Source organism: Candidatus Acetatifactor stercoripullorum (assembly GCF_944382095.1).
In the GTDB taxonomy this organism is placed as follows: Bacteria; Bacillota; Clostridia; order Lachnospirales; family Lachnospiraceae; genus Acetatifactor; species Acetatifactor stercoripullorum.
On record NZ_CALWMU010000009.1, the window covers coordinates 51,001 to 69,436 of the forward strand.

Below are 18,436 nucleotides of genomic sequence, written 5' to 3' on the forward strand. Positions count from 1 at the left end.
GCCTGAGCAGAAAATCCGTATCTTCTGTATTTAAAAAGGAAAGCCTCCCTTGCCCATTCCGGGAAAACCGCCAAACATGCCGCGTCTTCCCTTCCCGCCGCCAAACTGCTTCATCATTTTCTGGCTCTGCTCAAACTGTTTGATAAAGCGGTTTACCACTGCAATATCCACACCGGCGCCCTTTGCTATGCGGTGCTTTCTCCTGGGATTTAACAGCTTGGGATTGCGTCTTTCCTCCCTGGTCATGGAAAGCACAATGGCCTCCATATGCTTTAGCTGCTTTTCATCTATCATGGCTTCCAGCTCGCCTGCTTTTGCCCCCATTCCGGGAAGCATGCTTAAAATACTGGAAAGACCTCCCATATTTCTCATCTGCTTCATGCTTTCCAGGTAATCCTCGAAATCGAATTTCCCCTTCTTCATGCGTCCGGCCATCTCCCGGCCCTTTTCCTCATCCAGATCAATGCTGGCCTGGGCCTTATCGATCAGAGAGAGCACATCTCCCATGCCCAGAATCCGGCTGGCCATGCGGTCCGGATAAAACTGCTCCATATCGGAGAGCTTTTCCCCCATTCCTACATACAGGATGGGCTTGCCCGTCACCGCCTTTATGGAAAGGGCCGCTCCGCCTCTGGTATCTCCGTCCATCTTGGTGAGAACCACCCCGTCGATGCCCACTTTTTCGTCAAATTCCTTCGCCACGTTCACTGCATCCTGACCGGTCATGGCGTCCACCACCAAAAGTGTCTGGTGCACCGTAACGCTGTCCTTGATTTCCTGCAGCTCACGCATCATATCCTCATCCACATGCAGACGGCCTGCAGTATCCAGGATCACTACATTGTGGCCGTTTTTCTCCGCGTAAGCCACCGCCTCCCTGGCGATCTGAGAAGGCGCATGATCCGTCCCCATGGAGAACACGTCCACTTCCTGCTTTTTCCCATTGATCTGCAGCTGCTCGATAGCCGCCGGGCGGTAAATATCGCAGGCTGCCAGCAGGCACTTTTTGCCCTTCAGCTTCAGCTTTCCTGCAATTTTAGCCGTAGCCGTGGTCTTACCTGCACCCTGAAGTCCCGCCATCATAATCACAGTGACTGCTTTTCCCGGCTGCATGGCAATTTCCGTGGTATCGCTTCCCATCAGGGCGATCATTTCCTCGTTTACAATCTTGATCACCATCTGCCCGGGGTTTAAGCCGTTCATTACGTCCTGCCCGATGGCCCGCTCCTCAACAGCCTTGATAAACTGCTTCACCACTCTGAAATTTACATCCGCTTCCAGCAGCGCCATCTTGACTTCCTTCAATGCGGTTTTGACATCCTCTTGTGTCAAACGGCCCTTGCTTCTCAAATTTTTGAATATATTCTGCAGCTTATCCGTCAAGCTTTCAAACGCCATAGATCGCTCCTTATCATTGACAGCTCTTATAATTCCTTCAAAATCTCCCGTGAAAGACTCCTGATGCGCTCCATTCTCTCCTGCAGCTTAGGTTCTTCACCGGATATGGTCTCCATTTGGCCTGTCTGATTCAGCCGGGTCAGTTGTTCGATTTCGCCGATTTTTTCCCTTACCGTCCCAAAACGTGCAACCAGATGCAGCTTACTCTCATAATCCTGCAGTATCTTATCGCAGCGCTTTATCAAATCGTGGACTCCCTGTCTGCTGATGCCGTGCTCCTTGGCTATCTCTCCCAGCGACATATCGTTGCACACTGCGTCCTCATAGATATTCCGCTGATGGGGCGTCAAAAGCTCCCCGTAGAAATCGTACAAAAGCACCTGCTCAAAAATTTTCTCCATGTGTCAACCACCTTGCATAGGATACTATACTTCTCCCCGGGTGTCAAGTATTTTTTCTTTACAGTTTTTCACTGAAATAGCTCTTATAGCCCTCCCCATAGATTTCCGTTGCGCTGGTCACAATCATAAAGGCCAGCGGGTCCTCCTCCTTCACGATGGCTTCCGCCTTATATGCCATCTGCTTTTTGATGGCGCATAAAATGACGCTTTTTTCCCGTCCGCTGTAAGCGCCGCTGCCCTTTACATGGGTAACGCCGATATCCAGCTCCTCCAAAAGCCGCCTGGTGATGGGCTCCGACCTGTCGCTGATAATATAAATGAGCTTCGCACCGTCTCTTCCATACAAAACCACGTCCAGAATAAGGGATGTGGTAAAAACTACAAGCCCCGCATACAGCGCCTTGTCAATATCCCGAAATACAAAGGCCGATACGGTCACGATCATAATATCGGTCATAAGAAACAAAAATCCCGTTTTTAAATAAGGGAATTTTCTGCGCAGAACCTTGATGACAATGTCCGTTCCCCCTGTGGTGGCCCCGGCCTTAAACACAAGCCCCATGCCAAGGGCCATCAGCGCGCTCCCCGCCAAAGCCGCCAAAAGCGGGTCTGAAGTGGCCGGTCCCGCAAAGACAAGCAGGTTGGTAAAAAAGGAGGAGAGAATGGTGCAGTACATGGTTGACAGGATCAGACGCAGTCCAAACTTCCAGATTCCCAGAAACAGTATGGGAATATTGATCATCATAATCCAGGTGCCCGTTTCCAGTCCCGTAAGCCTGTTTAAAATAATTGCGATGCCTGTGACCCCTCCGGGGGCCAGAGAATTAGGGTCCAAAAACAGGCTCACAGCCAGTGCGTAAATAAAAGAAGCCACCGTAATAATAAGATAGTCAAGTATTCTTCCCTTTATGGTCTTTTTCTCCTGAAACTCCATTTTCTCCTCCTTTTTGCTGCAGAATACCCAAAAAACCGCATATATAGTATATGCGGTTTTTGGCAATGTAACGTTTTTGTTCAAAGAAAAAGGTCAGATATTAGTGCGCACCTGTCTTGGTTTATACCCTTCCTTTTCCAGGGCGTCAATGATCTGATGCTTGTGCTGCGTTCCAAAGGCCTCCAGGGTGATGCGCAGCTCCACGGCAGCACTTCTGTTGATGGATACAAACTGATTGTGCTCCAGCTTGATCACGTTGCCGTTTACGCCCGCGATAATCCCTGATACCCGGTACAGCTCTCCCGGCTTGTCCGGAAGCAGAACGGAGACGGTAAATATCCTGTCCCTCATGATGAGCCCCTGCTGTACCACAGAGGACATGGTAATCACATCCATGTTTCCACCGCTTAAAATAGAAACCACCTTTTTATCCTTTACCTTCAGATGTTTCAAAGCGGCCACCGAGAGAAGTCCTGAATTTTCCACGATCATCTTATGGTTTTCCACCATATCAAGGAACGCTACCACCAGCTCCTCGTCCTCCACGGCGATAATATCGTCCAGATTTTTCTGCAGATAGGGGAACAGCTTGCTTCCCGGCGTTTTTACCGCAGTGCCGTCCGCAATGGTATTCACCCCGGGAAGGGTGGTCACCTTGCCCTCCCTTATGGACACCTGCAGACAGTTTGCCCCCGCAGGCTCCACACCGATCACCTGTATCTTTGGATTTAACAGCTTGGCCAGGGTTGACACACCTGTGGCCAGGCCGCCCCCTCCCACAGGAACCAGAATATAATCCACCAGCGGAAGCTCCTTCACAATCTCCATGGCGATGGTTCCCTGTCCTGTGGCCACCGTCAGATCGTCAAAGGGATGAATAAAGGTATAGCCGTGCTCCTTTGCAAGCTCATAGGCCTTGGCACAGGCTTCATCATAAACATCGCCCCAAAGCACCACCTCCGCGCCATAGCTTTTGGTGCGGTTCACCTTCATAAGGGGCGTAGTGGTAGGCATCACAATGGACGCCTTGGCGCCGAAGCATTTGGCCGCATAGGCCACACCCTGGGCGTGATTTCCGGCGGAGGCTGTAATCAGTCCTTTGGCCCGCTCCTCATCTGTGAGAGTGCTCATCTTATAGTAGGCGCCTCTCACCTTGTACGCACCGGTAAACTGCATATTTTCCGGCTTCAAATACACCTTGTTTCCGGTCTGTGCGCTAAAGTAGTCACTGTAAACCAGCTTTGTCTCCAGAGTCACCTTTTTTACCGTCTCGGACGCCTCTTCAAACTTCTCCAGTGTCAACATTTGTTCTTCCATATTTCCTCCATTTCTAAGCCTCTGTTCGCTCTCTGTCAAACAACGCGTTTACAAATTCATCCGGATCAAATTTCTGGAGATCTTCTATGGTCTCTCCCACACCGATATATTTTACGGGAACCTTAAGCTCCGACTGAATAGCCACAGCAATGCCTCCCTTTGCCGTTCCGTCCATCTTTGTCAAAATGATTCCGGTAAGCTTTGCCACCTCCCCGAATTCCCTGGCCTGCACCAGAGCGTTTTGTCCGGTGGTGCCATCCAGCACAATCAAATTCTCCCTGTGGGCGTCGGGAAACTCCCTGTCTATAATCCGGTTCATCTTGCGCAGCTCCTCCATGAGGTTTTTCTTATTGTGAAGCCTTCCCGCCGTATCAATCAAAAGCACATCCACGCCTCTTGCTTTTGCCGCGTTTACCGCGTCAAACACCACACTTGCAGGGTCAGCGCCCTCATTACCGCCCACCATTGGCACGTCCGCCCTTTTTGCCCACTCTGCCAGCTGATCCCCTGCCGCTGCGCGAAAGGTGTCCGCCGCTGCAATCAATACCTTTCTTCCGCTGTCCTTCAGCTTCCCGGCAAGCTTTCCCACAGAGGTGGTCTTTCCCACACCGTTTACGCCGATTACCATGACCACGGACTGCTCCCTCTCAAAGTCATAGGCCGTCTCGTCCACCCTCATCTGCTCCTTGATGCTTTCAATCAAAAGCTCCTTGCATTCTGCGGGCTCCTTGATATGACGCTCCTTCACCTCTTTTCTCAGCCGTTCCACAATGGCTGCCGTGGCGTTTACGCCAATATCACCCATGATCAGAATTTCTTCCAGCTCCTCATAGAAATCATCATCGATGGCGGAAAAACCGCCAAGCACTGCGTCAATGCCCCTTACGATATTTTCTCTCGTTTTAGTAAGGCCAGCCTTCAGTCTGGCAAATAAGCCCTTTTTTTCTTCGCTCATACGCCTCTCCGTTTCCAGTGCTTCTGCGCCCTGCAGATACCGCACTAATCCTCCAGCTCCTTGTCAATGAGATTCACGCTGACAAGAGTGGAAACTCCTTTTTCCTGCATGGTGATGCCATAAAGCCTGTCCACCTGCTCCATGGTGCCACGTCTGTGTGTAATTACAATAAACTGCGTGTTTTTGGTCAGCTTATGTAGATACTTTGCAAATCTTCCCACATTGGAATCATCCAGCGCCGCCTCAATTTCGTCCAAAAGGCAGAAGGGCGAGGGCTTCAGATTCTGAATGGCAAACAAAAGTGAAATGGCAGAAAGCGCCTTTTCCCCACCGGACAGCTGCATCATGTTCTGCAGCTTCTTTCCCGGCGGCTGTGCGATAATGCGGATTCCCGCCTCCAGGATATCTTCATCCTCCATGAGCTCAAGGGTGCCCTTTCCTCCGCCGAACAGCTCCTTAAACACCTTGTCAAATTCCCGGCTGATCTGCGCAAATTTCTCGGTAAACTGCTTTCTCATGGCCCCGTCCAGCTCTTCGATAATGCCCTCCAGCGTTTTTTCCGCCTCCACCAGATCGTCGTGCTGGGTTTTCATGAAGGTGTAACGCTCCATCAGGTTTTTGTAGTCCTCGATGGCATTGACATTGACGTCTCCCAGCTTCTTGATCTGATCCTTCAAGTCGGTTATTCCCCGCTTCATGGCAGGCAGGTCCAGCATATCCTCATCCCGAAGAGAAGCCGCGTCACTTAAGGTGATCTCATACTCATCCCACATGTAATTGATCTGGGCCTCGATAGAGTCCTCCAGCCTTTCCTTCTGGGCGTTTAGACGATAAACCTCCTTGTCTAAGGAGCTCATCTGTTCCGCCAGCTTTTCTCGGCTTTGGAAGAAGTTTTTCTGCTTTGCAGAAAGCTCCTCCTTTCTGGCAGCCTCCTCCTTAAGCCTTATCTCAGACGCATTCTGGGCTTCGTGGGAAGCAGCTATGGTTTTTTCCAGCTCCTTGATATTCTGCTTCTTCCTCTCCACCTCTTCTTCATTTTCCGAAAGAGCCTGCAGAATCTGGGAAAGCTCCGCCTGGGATTTTTCAAGCTCGCCGTTGATGCGGTCCACATTGGACTGCTTGAAGGTCTGCGTCTGGCGCATTTTTTCCACCTTCAAATCCCACTGTGCCACCCTACCGGACTCCAGGGTCTCCTCTTCTCTCCTTTCCTCCAGCTCCTTCTGAAAAGAAAGAATCTGCTCCTTTGTGTGCGCTTCCAGCTCTTCGCTTGCGGAAAGCTCCTGGGCTATGGCTTCCTTGCCGTCTTTGATTTCCCGGATTTTTCCCTCAATCTCCTTTTCCTCCAGCTCAAGGGATTTTGCCCCCTCCATCTCCTCCTCCATACGCTCTCTGGCCTGGGAAATGCTCAGCCGGACTGTATTTTGTTCTATCGATTTTTTCCCGATCTCACTCTTTATGTTTTCCAGTGCAAGGCGCAGTTCATTGCGCCTTTCCTTGGTGCTTTTAATTTCTCCGTTTATCTCCTCCACCGCAGAAAGCAGCTTCCTCGTCTTTTTCTGAAGCTCCTCAATCTCCCTTCTTCTTCCCAGAAGATTACTGTTATTTTTGAAGGCTCCGCCGCTGATAGCTCCCCCCGGCACCAAAAGCTCTCCCTCCAGGGTTACCATTCTGACGCTGTAGCCGGACTTTTTGGCAATCCTTACGGCATTGTCCACATTGTCTATCACCACAATGCGCCCCAGCATGGCTTTTGCCACGTTCCGGTAACGATCCTCTATTTCCACCAGCTCATCCGCCATGCCGATAACCCCTTTTTCCTCCAAAATCTCAGGACTCTTAAACTCCTGTGGATGAATGATGCTGGTCAGCGGAAGAAAGGTTGCCCGGCCCAGGCGGTTTGCCTTCAAATATCCTATCATTCTTTTGGCAGTATTCTCATCATCAGTTACAATATTTTGAATGTTTCCCCCCAGGGCTGTCTCAATGGCAGTCTCATATTTCTTTTCTACCTTAATAATATCCGCCACAACCCCAATGATGCCCTTTTCCTTCTCCTTTTGCTCCATCACCTTCTTTACGCTGCCGCCATAACCCTCATAGCGTTCCGTCAGATTGGACAAAGCCTCCAGTCTGGAGCTTTCCTGGTGGTAGGCGCTCTGAGTTTCCCGAAGCTTCTGGTCCTTCCCGGTCAGCACGCCTCTTATGTCCCCCAGCTCTTTTTCCATATCCCCCTGTTTTCTGTTCATCTCTCCCAGCTCTTTAGTGATGCTCTCAAAGCTCTCCTCCAGCTTTAAAAGAGCCTCCTCCCTGGCAGCTTCATCGGATTTTACCCGAAGCAGACGGGAGTTGAGCTCCGCCCTTCGGATGTTGATCTGCTCCATCATGGTGTCATACCGTCCCATTTTGGACTTGATGGCAGCCCGCTGGTTCAATTCGCCGATTATGGTATTTTTTCCTGCCTCAATGCAGTTGTTTAATTCCTCAATCTTGTCCTGGATTTCCAGGAGCCTTGCCCTTGCCTGCAATGCCGCACCCGCAATCTCCTCCACCTGTTCATCGGTTTTCTGCTTTTCCGCCAGAATGCCTTCCTTGTCCTGGCTTTTGGAAGCAATTTCCGCCTCCAGCGCCTCTTTTCTGCCGTTTAAATGGGACTCGCTCCCCTTGGCGGAATTAATCTGCTCTTTCAGCACATTAATCTGGCCCTCCAGCCTGCCCCGCAAAAGCCCTGTGTCCGTAAGAGTGCTTCTGGCCTCTTCGATGGATTTATCCAGCCTCTCTATCTCTCCCTGAATCTGGTCGTACTCCTCCTTGATCCCCTCATATCGCTGGGTGATCTCCTTTAAATCCCCTCCGGCAATGCCATATTTTTCCTCCACTGCCTTCAGCTGTTCCTTTAATCTGCTGTTTTCCAAAAGGAACACATTCACATCCAGGGTTTTCAGCTCTTCCTTCTTGCGCAGATAGATTTTTGCCTTTTCTGACTGCTTTTCCAAAGGCCCTACCTGCTTTTCCAGCTCAGAGAGAATATCGTTTACGCGAACCAGATTCTGCTTTTCGTTTGCAAGCTTGCTCTGGGCCGCAGCCTTTCTTCGTTTGAATTTTACAATACCTGCAGCCTCGTCGAAAAGCTCTCTTCTCTCCTCCGGCTTGCCGCTTAGGATTTTGTCGATCTGTCCCTGTCCAATAATGGAATAGCCCTCCTTGCCGATTCCGGTGTCATAGAAAAGCTCATTTACATCCTTCAGCCGGCAAGGTGTTCCGTTGATCAGATATTCACTTTCTCCGGAGCGGTAGATTCTTCTTGCAACCGTCACCTCATCGTAATCGATGGCAAGCTGATGGTCACCGTTGTCCAGGGTAATGGCAACGTAAGCATAGCTCAACGGTTTTCTGGTCTCTGTTCCCGAGAAAATGACATCCTGCATACTGGCTCCGCGCAGCTGCTTGATGCGCTGCTCCCCCAGCACCCAGCGCACAGCGTCCGCCACATTGCTCTTTCCGCTTCCATTGGGACCCACGATCCCCGTGATCCCATTGTGGAACTGAAAGGTTATTTTATTTGCAAAGGATTTAAAACCGTGTATCTCAATACTTTTTAAATACATATTCCCTCATCTCTCAAAAGCAGCAGCGCTTTATAGGCGGCCTGCTGTTCCGCCGCTTTTTTCGTCCTTCCGCAGCCAAGTCCCAGCTGCCTTCCCTCCATCTGCACTTCCACCACAAAGGTCTTGTCATGCTCCGGCCCGCTTTCCTCAAGCAGAACATAGTTAAAATCCTTTTTTAACGTGCCCTGGATCAGCTCCTGCAGATTGCTTTTGCTGTCGTAAAACAGCTGCTTGTCCTCCAGGTCAGACAAAATAAAACGGTTGATAAATGCCCTTGCCGCCTCCATTCCGCCGTCCAGATAGACTGCCCCGGTAACAGCCTCCATGGCGTCTGAAATAATGCTGTCCCGCTTTCTGCCTCCCGTGCTCTCCTCTCCTTTTCCCAGGCGTATAAACTGCCCAAGCTCCAAGTCCCTTGCGCAAAAAGCCAGGGAGGGCTCACACACCATAGACGCCCGCAGCTTAGTCAATTCTCCTTCCGGCATATCCGGATGACTGCGAAATAAAAATTCACTGGAAACCAGCTCCAGCACCGCATCGCCTAAAAACTCCAGGCGTTCATAATTTTTTGACCGATTGATTTTCTGCTCATTGGTAAATGAGCTGTGAGTAAGGGCCTGCTTTAAAAGATTGATGTTTTCAAAGCGATAGCCTATCCGTTCCTCCAGTTTTTTCAGGGTATATTCTTCCTGCATGACAGCTTCCTTCCCTTGCCGGTTCTCATAAAAAACAAGTATTCCCGAATGTGGAAATCCAGGAATACTTTCTTTCAACCTTGCTTTTGTTCTCACTTAATTCAAAGTGCTCTTAATCAGCTCAACCGCTTCTTCCACAGTGGTGATTTTCTCTGCCTTTTCTGCGGGAATCTCAATATCAAATTCCTCCTCGATTCCCATAATAATCTGGAATACGTCCAGAGAATCCGCTCCCAGATCGTCCATAAAGGTGGTCTCCATGGTGATTTCCTCCGGGTCCACATTTAAAACTTCCGCAATTACTTTTTTGAGTTTTTCAAATTCCATTTCCTGTCTCCTTAATTTTCCAACATTATTTTTTCTTTGATTTTTTCATTTATTTTCTGTTCCTTAAATGCAATGCACTGCAGAATAGAATTTTTAATCTCAACCGCCTTGCTGCTGCCGTGGGTTTTCACCACAAGCCCGTTTAATCCCAAAAGAGGAGCCCCTCCATATTCTTCTGTGTCAAAGGTTTTCAACGTTTTTTTCAAAGCAGGCTTTACAAGCAGCGCACCCAGCTTGCTGCGAAGAGAGGTCATCATGCCGCTCTTTACCTTTTTGATCAATGTAGCGCCTACGCCCTCATAAAGCTTTAATATCACATTTCCTACAAAAGCCTCGCAGACCACCACGTCCGCGGCTCCCGCAGGAATATCCCTGGCCTCCACACTGCCGATAAAATTGATTCCGGGGCAGTTTTTCAGCAGAGGATAGGTTTCCTTTACCAGCGCGTTTCCCTTCTCTTCCTCCGCGCCGATATTCACAATGCCGACCCTGGGATTTTTAATTCCTATAACACTCTCCATATAAATGCTTCCCATCTTTGCAAACTGCAGAAGATGCGAAGGTCTTGCGTCCACATTTGCGCCGCAGTCCAAAAGCAGACACACACCATTTTCCGTGGGAATCAAAGGCGCAAGCGGCGGTCTCTCCACTCCCTTAATCCTTCCCACAATCACCTGGCCTCCGACCAATACGGCACCGGTGCTTCCGGCGGACACAAAGGCGTCGCAGACGCCGTCCTTTACCATATACATGGACTTCACAATAGAGGAATCCTTCTTTTTACGAATTGCCATGACCGGCGGTTCTGCAGTCTCAATAACCTCTTCTGCGTGTACGATTTCCAGCTGTGAAGCGTCATATGTATGTTTCCGCAGTTCTTCCCTTATCACAGACTCGCGGCCCACAAGAAAGACCTTCACTCTCTTGTCCTCGTTTATGGCCTCTACCGCTCCTTTGACGATCTCGGCCGGAGCATTGTCTCCCCCCATAGCGTCAACAGCCACGTTCACTATTTCAGCCATATGAATGCTTCCTTCCATAATTTATAATAAAGCCATATATAACTATACTAAACCCCCTTATAAAAATCAAGAGATTTTTCTTACGCTTTTTAAGAAATAGCGCAAACAAAAAGACGCCCGTAAAAAGCGTCTTACATCCATGTTGAAAATATAAAAACAAGGGCTGGTACACCCAGGCACCAGCCCTATGCCGTCATTCATCAACGCTTACAACCTGCTTCTTGTTATAAGAACCGCAAGCCTTACAAACTCTGTGAGGCATCATAAATGCGCCGCATTTGCTGCACTTTACCAATGTAGGAGCACTCATTTTCCAGTTTGCTCTTCTCTTATCTCTTCTACTTTTGGAAGATTTATTCTTAGGACAAATAGACATCGTTACACCTCCTTATTCGCGTTGAAGATATCTTTTATTACTGCCATACGGGGGTCAGGGACAAAAGTATCGCATCCGCATTCCCTCAGGTTCCGATTCTGTCCGCATACAGGGCAGACGCCCTTGCAGTCCTCCTTACACAGAATCTTCGTAGGCCAGTTTACTAAAATTTCATCGTACACAAAAGTCTCTGTATTCAGCTGATAACCTTCCATAAAATCAGGAATGTCATCCGCTTCCTCCTCTGTACTGCCCTCAGGAGAAGTGACCACTCTGTCAAACTTCAAGTCCAGCACCACGGGTACTTCCGCAAGGCATCTGTCACATCCGGCCTTCAGGACAAGTCTCACGCCGCCCTCCACCTTCGCCTTATTCACACCGTCATTGGTAAAGGTGAATACCGCAGGCGTTTTCTCCACAATGGGGAAATCGCCCAGCCTGCTTTGAAAGCTCTGCAGCTCAACCGGCGCTTCCACTGTTTCCTTACTGCCCTCGGATGAAAACACTTCAGATAAATTTATGAACATATCCGACTCCTATGCAACTGTCCGGCGGAACCATTTCCACCGGCGTGTTTTTTACACACTGGTTAATTATACCCGGCAGGTATCGGTTTGTCAATCATTTTATGGAAAATTTTTGTCTGCTGCCTCCAGCACCGCCGCCTTCATGTTCTGTACATATTCCCTGATCTTTGGTCCCGCCTCTTTTTTGTACTGGGCAATGATTTTTACGATGGCGCTCCCCACAATGGCCCCGTCGGATACCTCAGCCATCTGCCTGGCCTGCCTGGGAGTGCTGATGCCAAAGCCAATGGCACAGGGCGTCTTGGTGACCTGCCGGATATTCTGGACAATGGATGATAAATCCGTGCCGATCTCGCTTCTTACTCCGGTGACGCCCATGGAGGAAACCACATACAAAAACCCTTCCGCCTCCCTTGCGATCATCTGAATACGGCCGGCCGAGGTGGGCGCGATCATGGAAATCAGGCAGACATTGTGGGCCGCCGCAATTTCCGCCACCTCTCCCTTCTCCTCATAGGGCAGGTCCGGAATGATGATGCCGTCCACGGAAAGCTCCTGGCAGCGGGAAAAGAATCTCTCATAGCCGTAGTGAAAAACCGGATTCAAATAGGTCATAAAGGCCAACGGTATCTGGGATTGTCTGCGCACCCGCTCTACAATCTCAAATACGCCGTCCGTAGTCATTTTGTTTTTTAACGCCCTGAGATTTGCCTCCTGAATCACAACTCCCTCTGCGGTGGGGTCGGAAAAGGGAATCCCGATCTCAATTAAATCTGCCCCTCCTTTTTCCATTTCCAGAATAAACTCTACGGTGCTGTCTGCGTCCGGGTCACCTGCCGTCAAAAAAGCGATAAACGCCTTCCCACCCAGATTTTCAAAGGCTTTTTTTATTTTGTTCTCCTGATTAATCATGGATATCCACCCCCCTGTATCTTGCAATAGCCGCCACATCCTTGTCTCCCCGTCCTGACACGCAGACAATGATGCTTTCATCCGGCCCGTAGTTTTTGGCGATCTTTCTTGCCTGCGCAACGGCGTGAGCACTTTCCACCGCACATATGATGCCTTCCGTTCTGGCAATGTACTCAAAGGCATCCACCGCCTCCTCGTCGGTAACGGGAACATAAGAGGCTCTCCCTGTGTCATGCAAAAAAGCATGCTCCGGCCCGATTCCCGGATAGTCGAGGCCTGCTGAAATAGAGTAGACCGGCGCGATCTGTCCTTGCTCATCCTGGCAGAAATAGGATTTCATGCCGTGGAAAACCCCCAGGCTTCCCTTTGCTATGGAAGCGGCATGGAAATCCGTGTCAATCCCCTTTCCCGCTGCCTCACAGCCGATCAGCTCCACCTCTTTGTCCTCTATAAAGTGGTAGAAGGCACCCATAGCGTTGCTGCCCCCTCCCACGCAGGCCACCACAGCGGCCGGAAGCTTTCCTTCCTTTTCCAGAATCTGTTTTCTGGCTTCCCTGCTGATTACACTCTGAAAATCCCGCACGATCATGGGAAATGGGTGCGGACCCATGACGGAGCCCAGCACATAATGGGTGTCCGACACCCGTCTGGTCCACTCCCGCATGGTTTCATTTACCGCATCCTTTAGCGTCTGGGTACCGCTGGTCACGGGATGCACCTTTGCTCCCAAAAGCTCCATGCGGTAAACATTTAACGCCTGTCTGTCCGTGTCCTCCTTTCCCATGTAGATTTCACATTCCATCCCCAGAAGAGCCGCCGCCGTAGCCGCCGCAACACCGTGCTGGCCTGCGCCCGTCTCCGCAATCACCCTGGTTTTCCCCATCTTTTTCGCAAGCAGCACCTGGCCCAGCACATTATTGATCTTGTGGGAGCCGGTATGGTTCAAATCCTCTCTTTTTAAATAAATCTTTGCCCCTCCCAGGTCCTTTGTCATTTTCTCCGCATAGTACAAAAGAGAGGGTCTGCCCGCATACTCTCTCAAAAGAAAAGAAAGCTCCTCATTAAATTCCTCATCCTGCTTGTAATGCTCATAGCACTCCTCAAGCCGGATCAATTCATTCATCAAAGTCTCGGGGATATACTGCCCCCCATGTATTCCGTAGCGTCCTTTACTCATCCTTAAACTTCTTCACCTTTCCTTAAATTTCCGCCCGTGCAAGCCGCACAGCCGTTCTCATCTTTTCCAAATCCTTCACTCCCTTCGTCTCAACGCCGCTGCTTAAATCCACAGCAAAGGGAGCCAGGTTGCGTATGGCCCCTGGCAGGTTTCCTTCATGCAGTCCCCCCGCCAGAAAGTATTCTCTGTTTACCCCCTCAAGCAGGCTCCAGTCAAAGGTCGTTCCACTGCCCGCTCCGCTGTCAAACAGAAGATAATCTGCCTCGCTGTCAAGCCAGGCCTGCACCTCTTTTGCGCAGGCAGGCCGTACCGCCTTGATCACAGGCTTTCCCGTGACAGCCCTCAGATACCGGATATCTGCTTCCGTCTCCTTCCCATGAAGCTGAACCAGATCAATCAAGCCCTCTTCCAGGCATTCTACGATCTCCTCACAGGGAGCATCCACAAACACTCCTGCCGCCAAAATGCCCGGGGCCAAAGCCTTACGCATTTTTGCGGCCATTTCCCTGTTCACCTGCCTTCTGCTTTTGGCGAAAACAAATCCCACATAATCCGGCTTCACTTCATTGGCATAGGCGATATCCTCCATCCGAAACAGACCGCATATCTTTATCCTTGCACTCATAGGCCAAGTCCTCCGGACACCCCTGAAAGTTCCCTTAACAAAGCTCCTTTCTCAGGGGAACGCATCAAGGTTTCCCCGATCAAAACGGCGTCCGTACCATTTTTCTCCAATCTTTCAATATCCTCTCTTGTTTTCATGCCGCTCTCCGACACAAAAAGCACTTGTTTTGGCACAAGCTTTCGAAGCCTGATGGAATTGCAGATATCCAAAGAGAAATCCTTTAAATTCCGGTTGTTCACTCCCACAATGGTGCTTCCCGCTAAAAGAGCCATTTCCACCTCCCTTTCATCATGGGCCTCCGTCAGTGCGGACAGTCTAAGCTCCCTTGCAAGCCCCAGATATTCCTGAAGCTGCATTTGGGAGAGGATGGCACAGATAAACAGCACAGCGTCCGCTCCCATTTCCCTTGCCTGATAGATCATATATTCATCCACCGTAAAATCCTTGCGCAAAAGGGGGATGGATACCCTTTGCCTGATCTCTCTCAGATAGGAATCCTTTCCCTGAAAATAATAGGGCTCCGTCAAAACAGAGATAGCGGCGGCTCCCGCCCTTTCATATTCCCTGGCAATCTCCTCATAAGGAAAATCCCCGGCAATCACTCCCTTGGAGGGGGAAGCCTTTTTCACCTCACAGATAAAGCTCATCCCCGGTCTTTTCAGGGCTTCCTCAAAGGGGAAGCCCTCCGGCCGTTTTGTATCCGCAGCCGCAGCCTTAAGCTCCTTTAGCGGAAGCCTTTCCTTCTCTGCAGCGATACGCTCTTTTGTTTTTGCAGCAATTTCCTCTAAAATCAAACCGATACCTCCCATCTGCCCAGGCAGACGTCCCTTTCTTTCCCTCAGCAGTTCGACAATTTGACAAAAGCATCCAGACGTTTTATTGCCTCCCCGCTGTCGATGAGCTTTGCAGCCATGCAGATGCCCTCTTTTATGCTTTGTGCCTTTCCTGCCGCATAGATAGCCGCTCCGCTGTTCATCAGCACCACATTCCTTTTGGGGCCTTGTTCCCCTTTCAGGATATTTCTGGTAATCTCCGCATTTTCCTGGGGCGTTCCTCCCTTAAGCGCCTCACGGCTGCAGGTTTCAAATCCAAAATCCTCAGGGTGCACAGTGTAGGTTTTGTACCTCTGATCCTTAAAATCGCATACCAGGGTAGGCGCACACAGGGATATTTCATCCAGCTTATCCTTTCCGTAAACCACCAGCCCCTGCTTTACCCCAAGGCTCATCAGCACTCGGGCCAAAGGCTCCACCAAAGATTCGTCATAAACCCCCAGCAGCTGATAGGCCGGGCGGGCAGGATTGGTCAAAGGCCCCAATATATTAAACACAGTGCGGATGCCAAGCTCCTTCCGGATGGCTCCCACATGACGCATGGAGGTGTGGTATTTCTGGGCAAACATAAAGCACATCCCCACTTTCTCCAACAGCTCCCTGCACCTTTTGGGCTCCTGATGGATATTGACGCCCAGCGCCTCCAGACAATCCGCCGTGCCGCAGTCAGAGGAGGCCGCCCGGTTTCCGTGCTTCGCCACCTTTATGCCTGCTGCCGCCATCACAAAGGCAGAGGTGGTGGAAATATTAAAGCTGTGGGCTCCGTCTCCGCCTGTCCCCACGATCTCCATGGTTTCCATTCCGGTCTCCACCTGCTGCGCGTGCTCTCTCATGGAAGCCGCACACCCGGATATCTCATCAATGGTTTCCGACTTTGTGCTTTTTGTGGAAAGAGCCGCCAGAAAAGCCGCATTCTGGGTAGGCGTGGTCTCCCCGCTCATAATCTCATTCATCACCTCATATGCCTCGTTATAAGTCAAGTCTCCTTTTCCGACAATTTTTACAATTGCTTCTCTGATCATACTTTTGCCTCCAAAAAATTTTCCATTATTTTCCTTCCATCCGGCGTCAAAATAGATTCGGGATGAAACTGCACACCATATACCGGCAGACTTTCATGCTCTACCGCCATCACCTCTCCATCCTCCGTCCCGGCTGTAACCATAAGCTCCTTTGGCAAGGTGTTTTCATCTGCTGCCAGAGAATGATATCTGCCCACTGTGATTTTCTCCTCCAGCCCCCAAAACAGTCTGCTTTCCTTTTTCACGCTCACCACGGACTGCTTTCCGTGCATCAGCCTTTTGGCATGAACAATGTCTGCTCCAAGAGCCTGGCAGATGGCCTGATGCCCCAGACAGATTCCAAGAATCGGAACCGGTTTTCTTTTTCCAGCTGCCGTAAAATGAGAAACCAGCTCTTCACAGATGCCTGCGTCTGCAGGCCTTCCCGGCCCCGGAGAAAGAATCACATGGGAGGGTGAAAGGGCTTCTATCTCCTCCAGCGTGATTTTATCGTTTCGCACCACCAGCACATCCGGGCTTACGGAGGCTGTCAGCTGATACACATTATAAGAAAAGCTGTCATAGTTATCGATCAATAGGATCATTCCAATCCCTCCTTTGCTTCCATAACCGCATTTTTTACCGCCGCCGCCTTTTGAATGCACTCCTCATACTCTCTTTGCGGCACACTGTCCGCCACAATTCCGGCGCCGGAGCGGATAAATACCTTTCCGTTTTTGGAAAAGGCAAGGCGGATGGCAATGCAGGTATCCAGATTTCCCGTAAAGGACAGATACCCAATCGCACCTCCGTAAATACCTCTCTTATTGTTTTCCAGCTTGTTTATAATCTCGCAGGCCTTAAGCTTCGGCGCTCCGGACAGGGTTCCCGCCGGCAAAATGGCATCAACCGCATCCAGTGCGTCCGCATCCTCCCTGATCTGTCCGCTCACCGTAGAGCCCAGGTGCATCACATGGGAATAGCGCTCCACAGACGCATATTTTTCCACCCTTACACTTCCTATTTTACTGATTCTTCCCAGATCATTCCGCCCAAGGTCCACCAGCATATTATGCTCCGCCAGCTCCTTTTCATCTGAAAGAAGCTGTCTCTCCAGCTCCAGATCCTCTTTTGGCGTTCTGCCCCTGGGCCTTGTGCCGGCCAGCGGGAAGGTGTAAAGCTTTCCCTCCTCCAGCTTTACCAGGGTTTCAGGGCTCGCTCCTGCAATCTCTCCGTCATGTCCCGAAAAATAAAACATATAAGGGGAGGGATTGGTGGTGCGAAGCACCCGGTAAGCGTCAAGGAGACTTCCCTCCATCTCAGCCTCCAGACGGTTTGACAGCACTGCTTGGAAGATGTCTCCCTCTTTGATGTGCTCCTTTGCCTGCTCCACCATGGCGCAGTAGCGGGTCTTGTCAAACAGGGGCTTAAAGTCCGTCAGCAGCCGAAGGGGCAGATTCTCCTCCTTCCCTCCCTCCCGCAAAAGCCGCCGCATCCCATCCAGCTCCAAAACCGCTTTGTTGTAATTGGTCTCCAAATCCTCTGTGCGGATATTTACAATTAGGATAATTTTCTGCCTGTAATTGTCAAAGGCCACAAGCTTGTGAAACAGCATCAGGTTTACATCCTGAAAACCCTCCTCATCCTCGGCGTCCAGCTTTAACGAAGGCTCGCTGTACTTGATGTAATCGTAGGAAAAGTATCCCGCAAGCCCTCCTGTAAAGGGCGGCAGGCCCTCTAAAACGGGACTTTTGTTTTCTGCAAGCAGCTTTCTTATGGACTCCCTTACATCCTCTCTGGTCCTGCGCGTGTTCATCGGGGATTTCACCGTCACCTCCCCGTCATAGCAGGTGATTTCCAGCAAGGGATCATATCCCAAAAAAGAATACCTGCCCCATCGTTTGTCCGCCTCCGCACTCTCCAGCAAAAACACATGTCTGCTGACTTTTTTCAACTTACGCAGGGCCTCCACCGGCGTGATGGCATCGGCGTAAATTTCCGTGCTCACAGGAATCAGCCCGTACTCTCCCTCTGCGGCCAGTTCCTGACAGACCTTTAAGTCCGGCTTCACTCTGACATTCTGCATGCTCATTTCCTTTCCTCCCTTTTCCCATCGCTGCATGGCCTATTGTGCCATGCAGCAATATAGGCTGCCAATGTATTCTGCCACAGACGTCGCTATTACAGGCACAAAAAAACCGCCCATGACAGATGTTGCTTAACTTCTGTCAAGGACGGGATACTCCAATGAAAAAAATCCCGCGGTGCCACCTTGCTTCACGCCTCTTTGGGTATGCTCTTATCAGGATACCATCATATCCCTGGCAACTG

18 protein-coding genes are annotated in these 18,436 nt (G+C 50.4%); all 18 read right to left on the reverse strand.

Translation table 11 applies throughout. The annotated features are described in order from the left end of the window. Positions 1–30: 30 nt before the first annotated feature. The 18 genes from ffh to trpE all read right to left on the reverse strand — a co-directional run bounded on the left by ffh (position 31) and on the right by trpE (position 18,197). Positions 31–1,398: a signal recognition particle protein gene (gene ffh, locus SHK35_RS04255; RefSeq protein WP_318704134.1), complete on the reverse strand. Its 1,368-nt coding sequence runs from the start codon at positions 1,396–1,398 to the stop codon at positions 31–33. Positions 1,399–1,424: 26 nt separating this feature from the next. After that, complete coding sequence (gene ylxM, locus SHK35_RS04260; RefSeq protein ID WP_318704132.1) at positions 1,425–1,799, reverse strand: YlxM family DNA-binding protein; 375 nt, start codon at positions 1,797–1,799, stop codon at positions 1,425–1,427. A gap of 58 nt (positions 1,800–1,857) precedes the next feature. Then, positions 1,858–2,733 carry a YitT family protein gene (locus SHK35_RS04265; protein ID WP_318704130.1) on the reverse strand — a complete coding sequence of 292 codons (876 nt, stop codon included), beginning with the start codon at positions 2,731–2,733 and terminating at the stop codon, positions 1,858–1,860. 93 nt (positions 2,734–2,826) lie between these two features. Further along, the gene (gene ilvA, locus SHK35_RS04270) at positions 2,827–4,038 is read right to left on the reverse strand and encodes a threonine ammonia-lyase (protein WP_318708788.1); all 1,212 of its coding nucleotides are present in this window, start codon (positions 4,036–4,038) and stop codon (positions 2,827–2,829) included. Between the two features lie 25 nt (positions 4,039–4,063). After that, a complete protein-coding gene (gene ftsY, locus SHK35_RS04275) occupies positions 4,064–5,005 on the reverse strand; it encodes a signal recognition particle-docking protein FtsY (protein WP_318704128.1) in 942 nt (313 codons plus the stop codon). Between the two features lie 44 nt (positions 5,006–5,049). After that, positions 5,050–8,610, reverse strand: coding sequence for a chromosome segregation protein SMC (gene smc, locus SHK35_RS04280; protein WP_318704126.1), 3,561 nt, complete (start codon positions 8,608–8,610; stop codon positions 5,050–5,052). Then, a complete protein-coding gene (gene rnc / locus SHK35_RS04285) occupies positions 8,601–9,305 on the reverse strand; it encodes a ribonuclease III (RefSeq protein WP_318708756.1) in 705 nt (234 codons plus the stop codon). The genes smc and rnc overlap by 10 nt, the downstream gene beginning before the upstream one ends. 96 nt (positions 9,306–9,401) lie before the next feature. Beyond that, entirely contained in the window at positions 9,402–9,632 is a 231-nt protein-coding gene (acpP, locus tag SHK35_RS04290; protein ID WP_318704124.1) for an acyl carrier protein, read from the reverse strand. Positions 9,633–9,643: 11 nt separating this feature from the next. Next, positions 9,644–10,654, reverse strand: a complete 1,011-nt coding sequence (gene plsX / locus SHK35_RS04295) for a phosphate acyltransferase PlsX (RefSeq protein WP_318704122.1) — start codon at positions 10,652–10,654, stop codon at positions 9,644–9,646. A 193-nt stretch (positions 10,655–10,847) separates the two neighbouring features. Then, the gene (gene rpmF / locus SHK35_RS04300; protein ID WP_318704120.1) at positions 10,848–11,030 is read right to left on the reverse strand and encodes a 50S ribosomal protein L32; all 183 of its coding nucleotides are present in this window, start codon (positions 11,028–11,030) and stop codon (positions 10,848–10,850) included. Between the two features lie 2 nt (positions 11,031–11,032). After that, on the reverse strand, positions 11,033–11,557 hold the full coding sequence (locus SHK35_RS04305; protein WP_318704119.1) for a YceD family protein: 525 nt from the start codon (positions 11,555–11,557) through the stop codon (positions 11,033–11,035). A 99-nt stretch (positions 11,558–11,656) separates the two neighbouring features. Beyond that, a complete protein-coding gene (gene trpA / locus SHK35_RS04310) occupies positions 11,657–12,469 on the reverse strand; it encodes a tryptophan synthase subunit alpha (protein WP_318708759.1) in 813 nt (270 codons plus the stop codon). Beyond that, the gene (trpB, locus tag SHK35_RS04315) at positions 12,462–13,646 is read right to left on the reverse strand and encodes a tryptophan synthase subunit beta (RefSeq protein WP_318708761.1); all 1,185 of its coding nucleotides are present in this window, start codon (positions 13,644–13,646) and stop codon (positions 12,462–12,464) included. The genes trpA and trpB overlap by 8 nt, the downstream gene beginning before the upstream one ends. 22 nt (positions 13,647–13,668) lie before the next feature. Further along, positions 13,669–14,271: a phosphoribosylanthranilate isomerase gene (locus SHK35_RS04320; protein ID WP_318708764.1), complete on the reverse strand. Its 603-nt coding sequence runs from the start codon at positions 14,269–14,271 to the stop codon at positions 13,669–13,671. Further along, on the reverse strand, positions 14,268–15,065 hold the full coding sequence (trpC, locus tag SHK35_RS04325) for an indole-3-glycerol phosphate synthase TrpC (protein ID WP_318708766.1): 798 nt from the start codon (positions 15,063–15,065) through the stop codon (positions 14,268–14,270). Before trpC ends, SHK35_RS04320 begins: the two co-directional genes overlap by 4 nt. Before the next feature lie 44 nt (positions 15,066–15,109). Continuing rightward, positions 15,110–16,126 carry an anthranilate phosphoribosyltransferase gene (trpD, locus tag SHK35_RS04330; RefSeq protein ID WP_318708768.1) on the reverse strand — a complete coding sequence of 339 codons (1,017 nt, stop codon included), beginning with the start codon at positions 16,124–16,126 and terminating at the stop codon, positions 15,110–15,112. Beyond that, positions 16,123–16,710, reverse strand: coding sequence for an anthranilate synthase component II (locus tag SHK35_RS04335; RefSeq protein WP_318704113.1), 588 nt, complete (start codon positions 16,708–16,710; stop codon positions 16,123–16,125). The genes trpD and SHK35_RS04335 overlap by 4 nt, the downstream gene beginning before the upstream one ends. Next, positions 16,707–18,197, reverse strand: coding sequence for an anthranilate synthase component I (trpE, locus tag SHK35_RS04340; RefSeq protein ID WP_330638177.1), 1,491 nt, complete (start codon positions 18,195–18,197; stop codon positions 16,707–16,709). The genes SHK35_RS04335 and trpE overlap by 4 nt, the downstream gene beginning before the upstream one ends. Positions 18,198–18,436 lie beyond the last annotated feature (239 nt).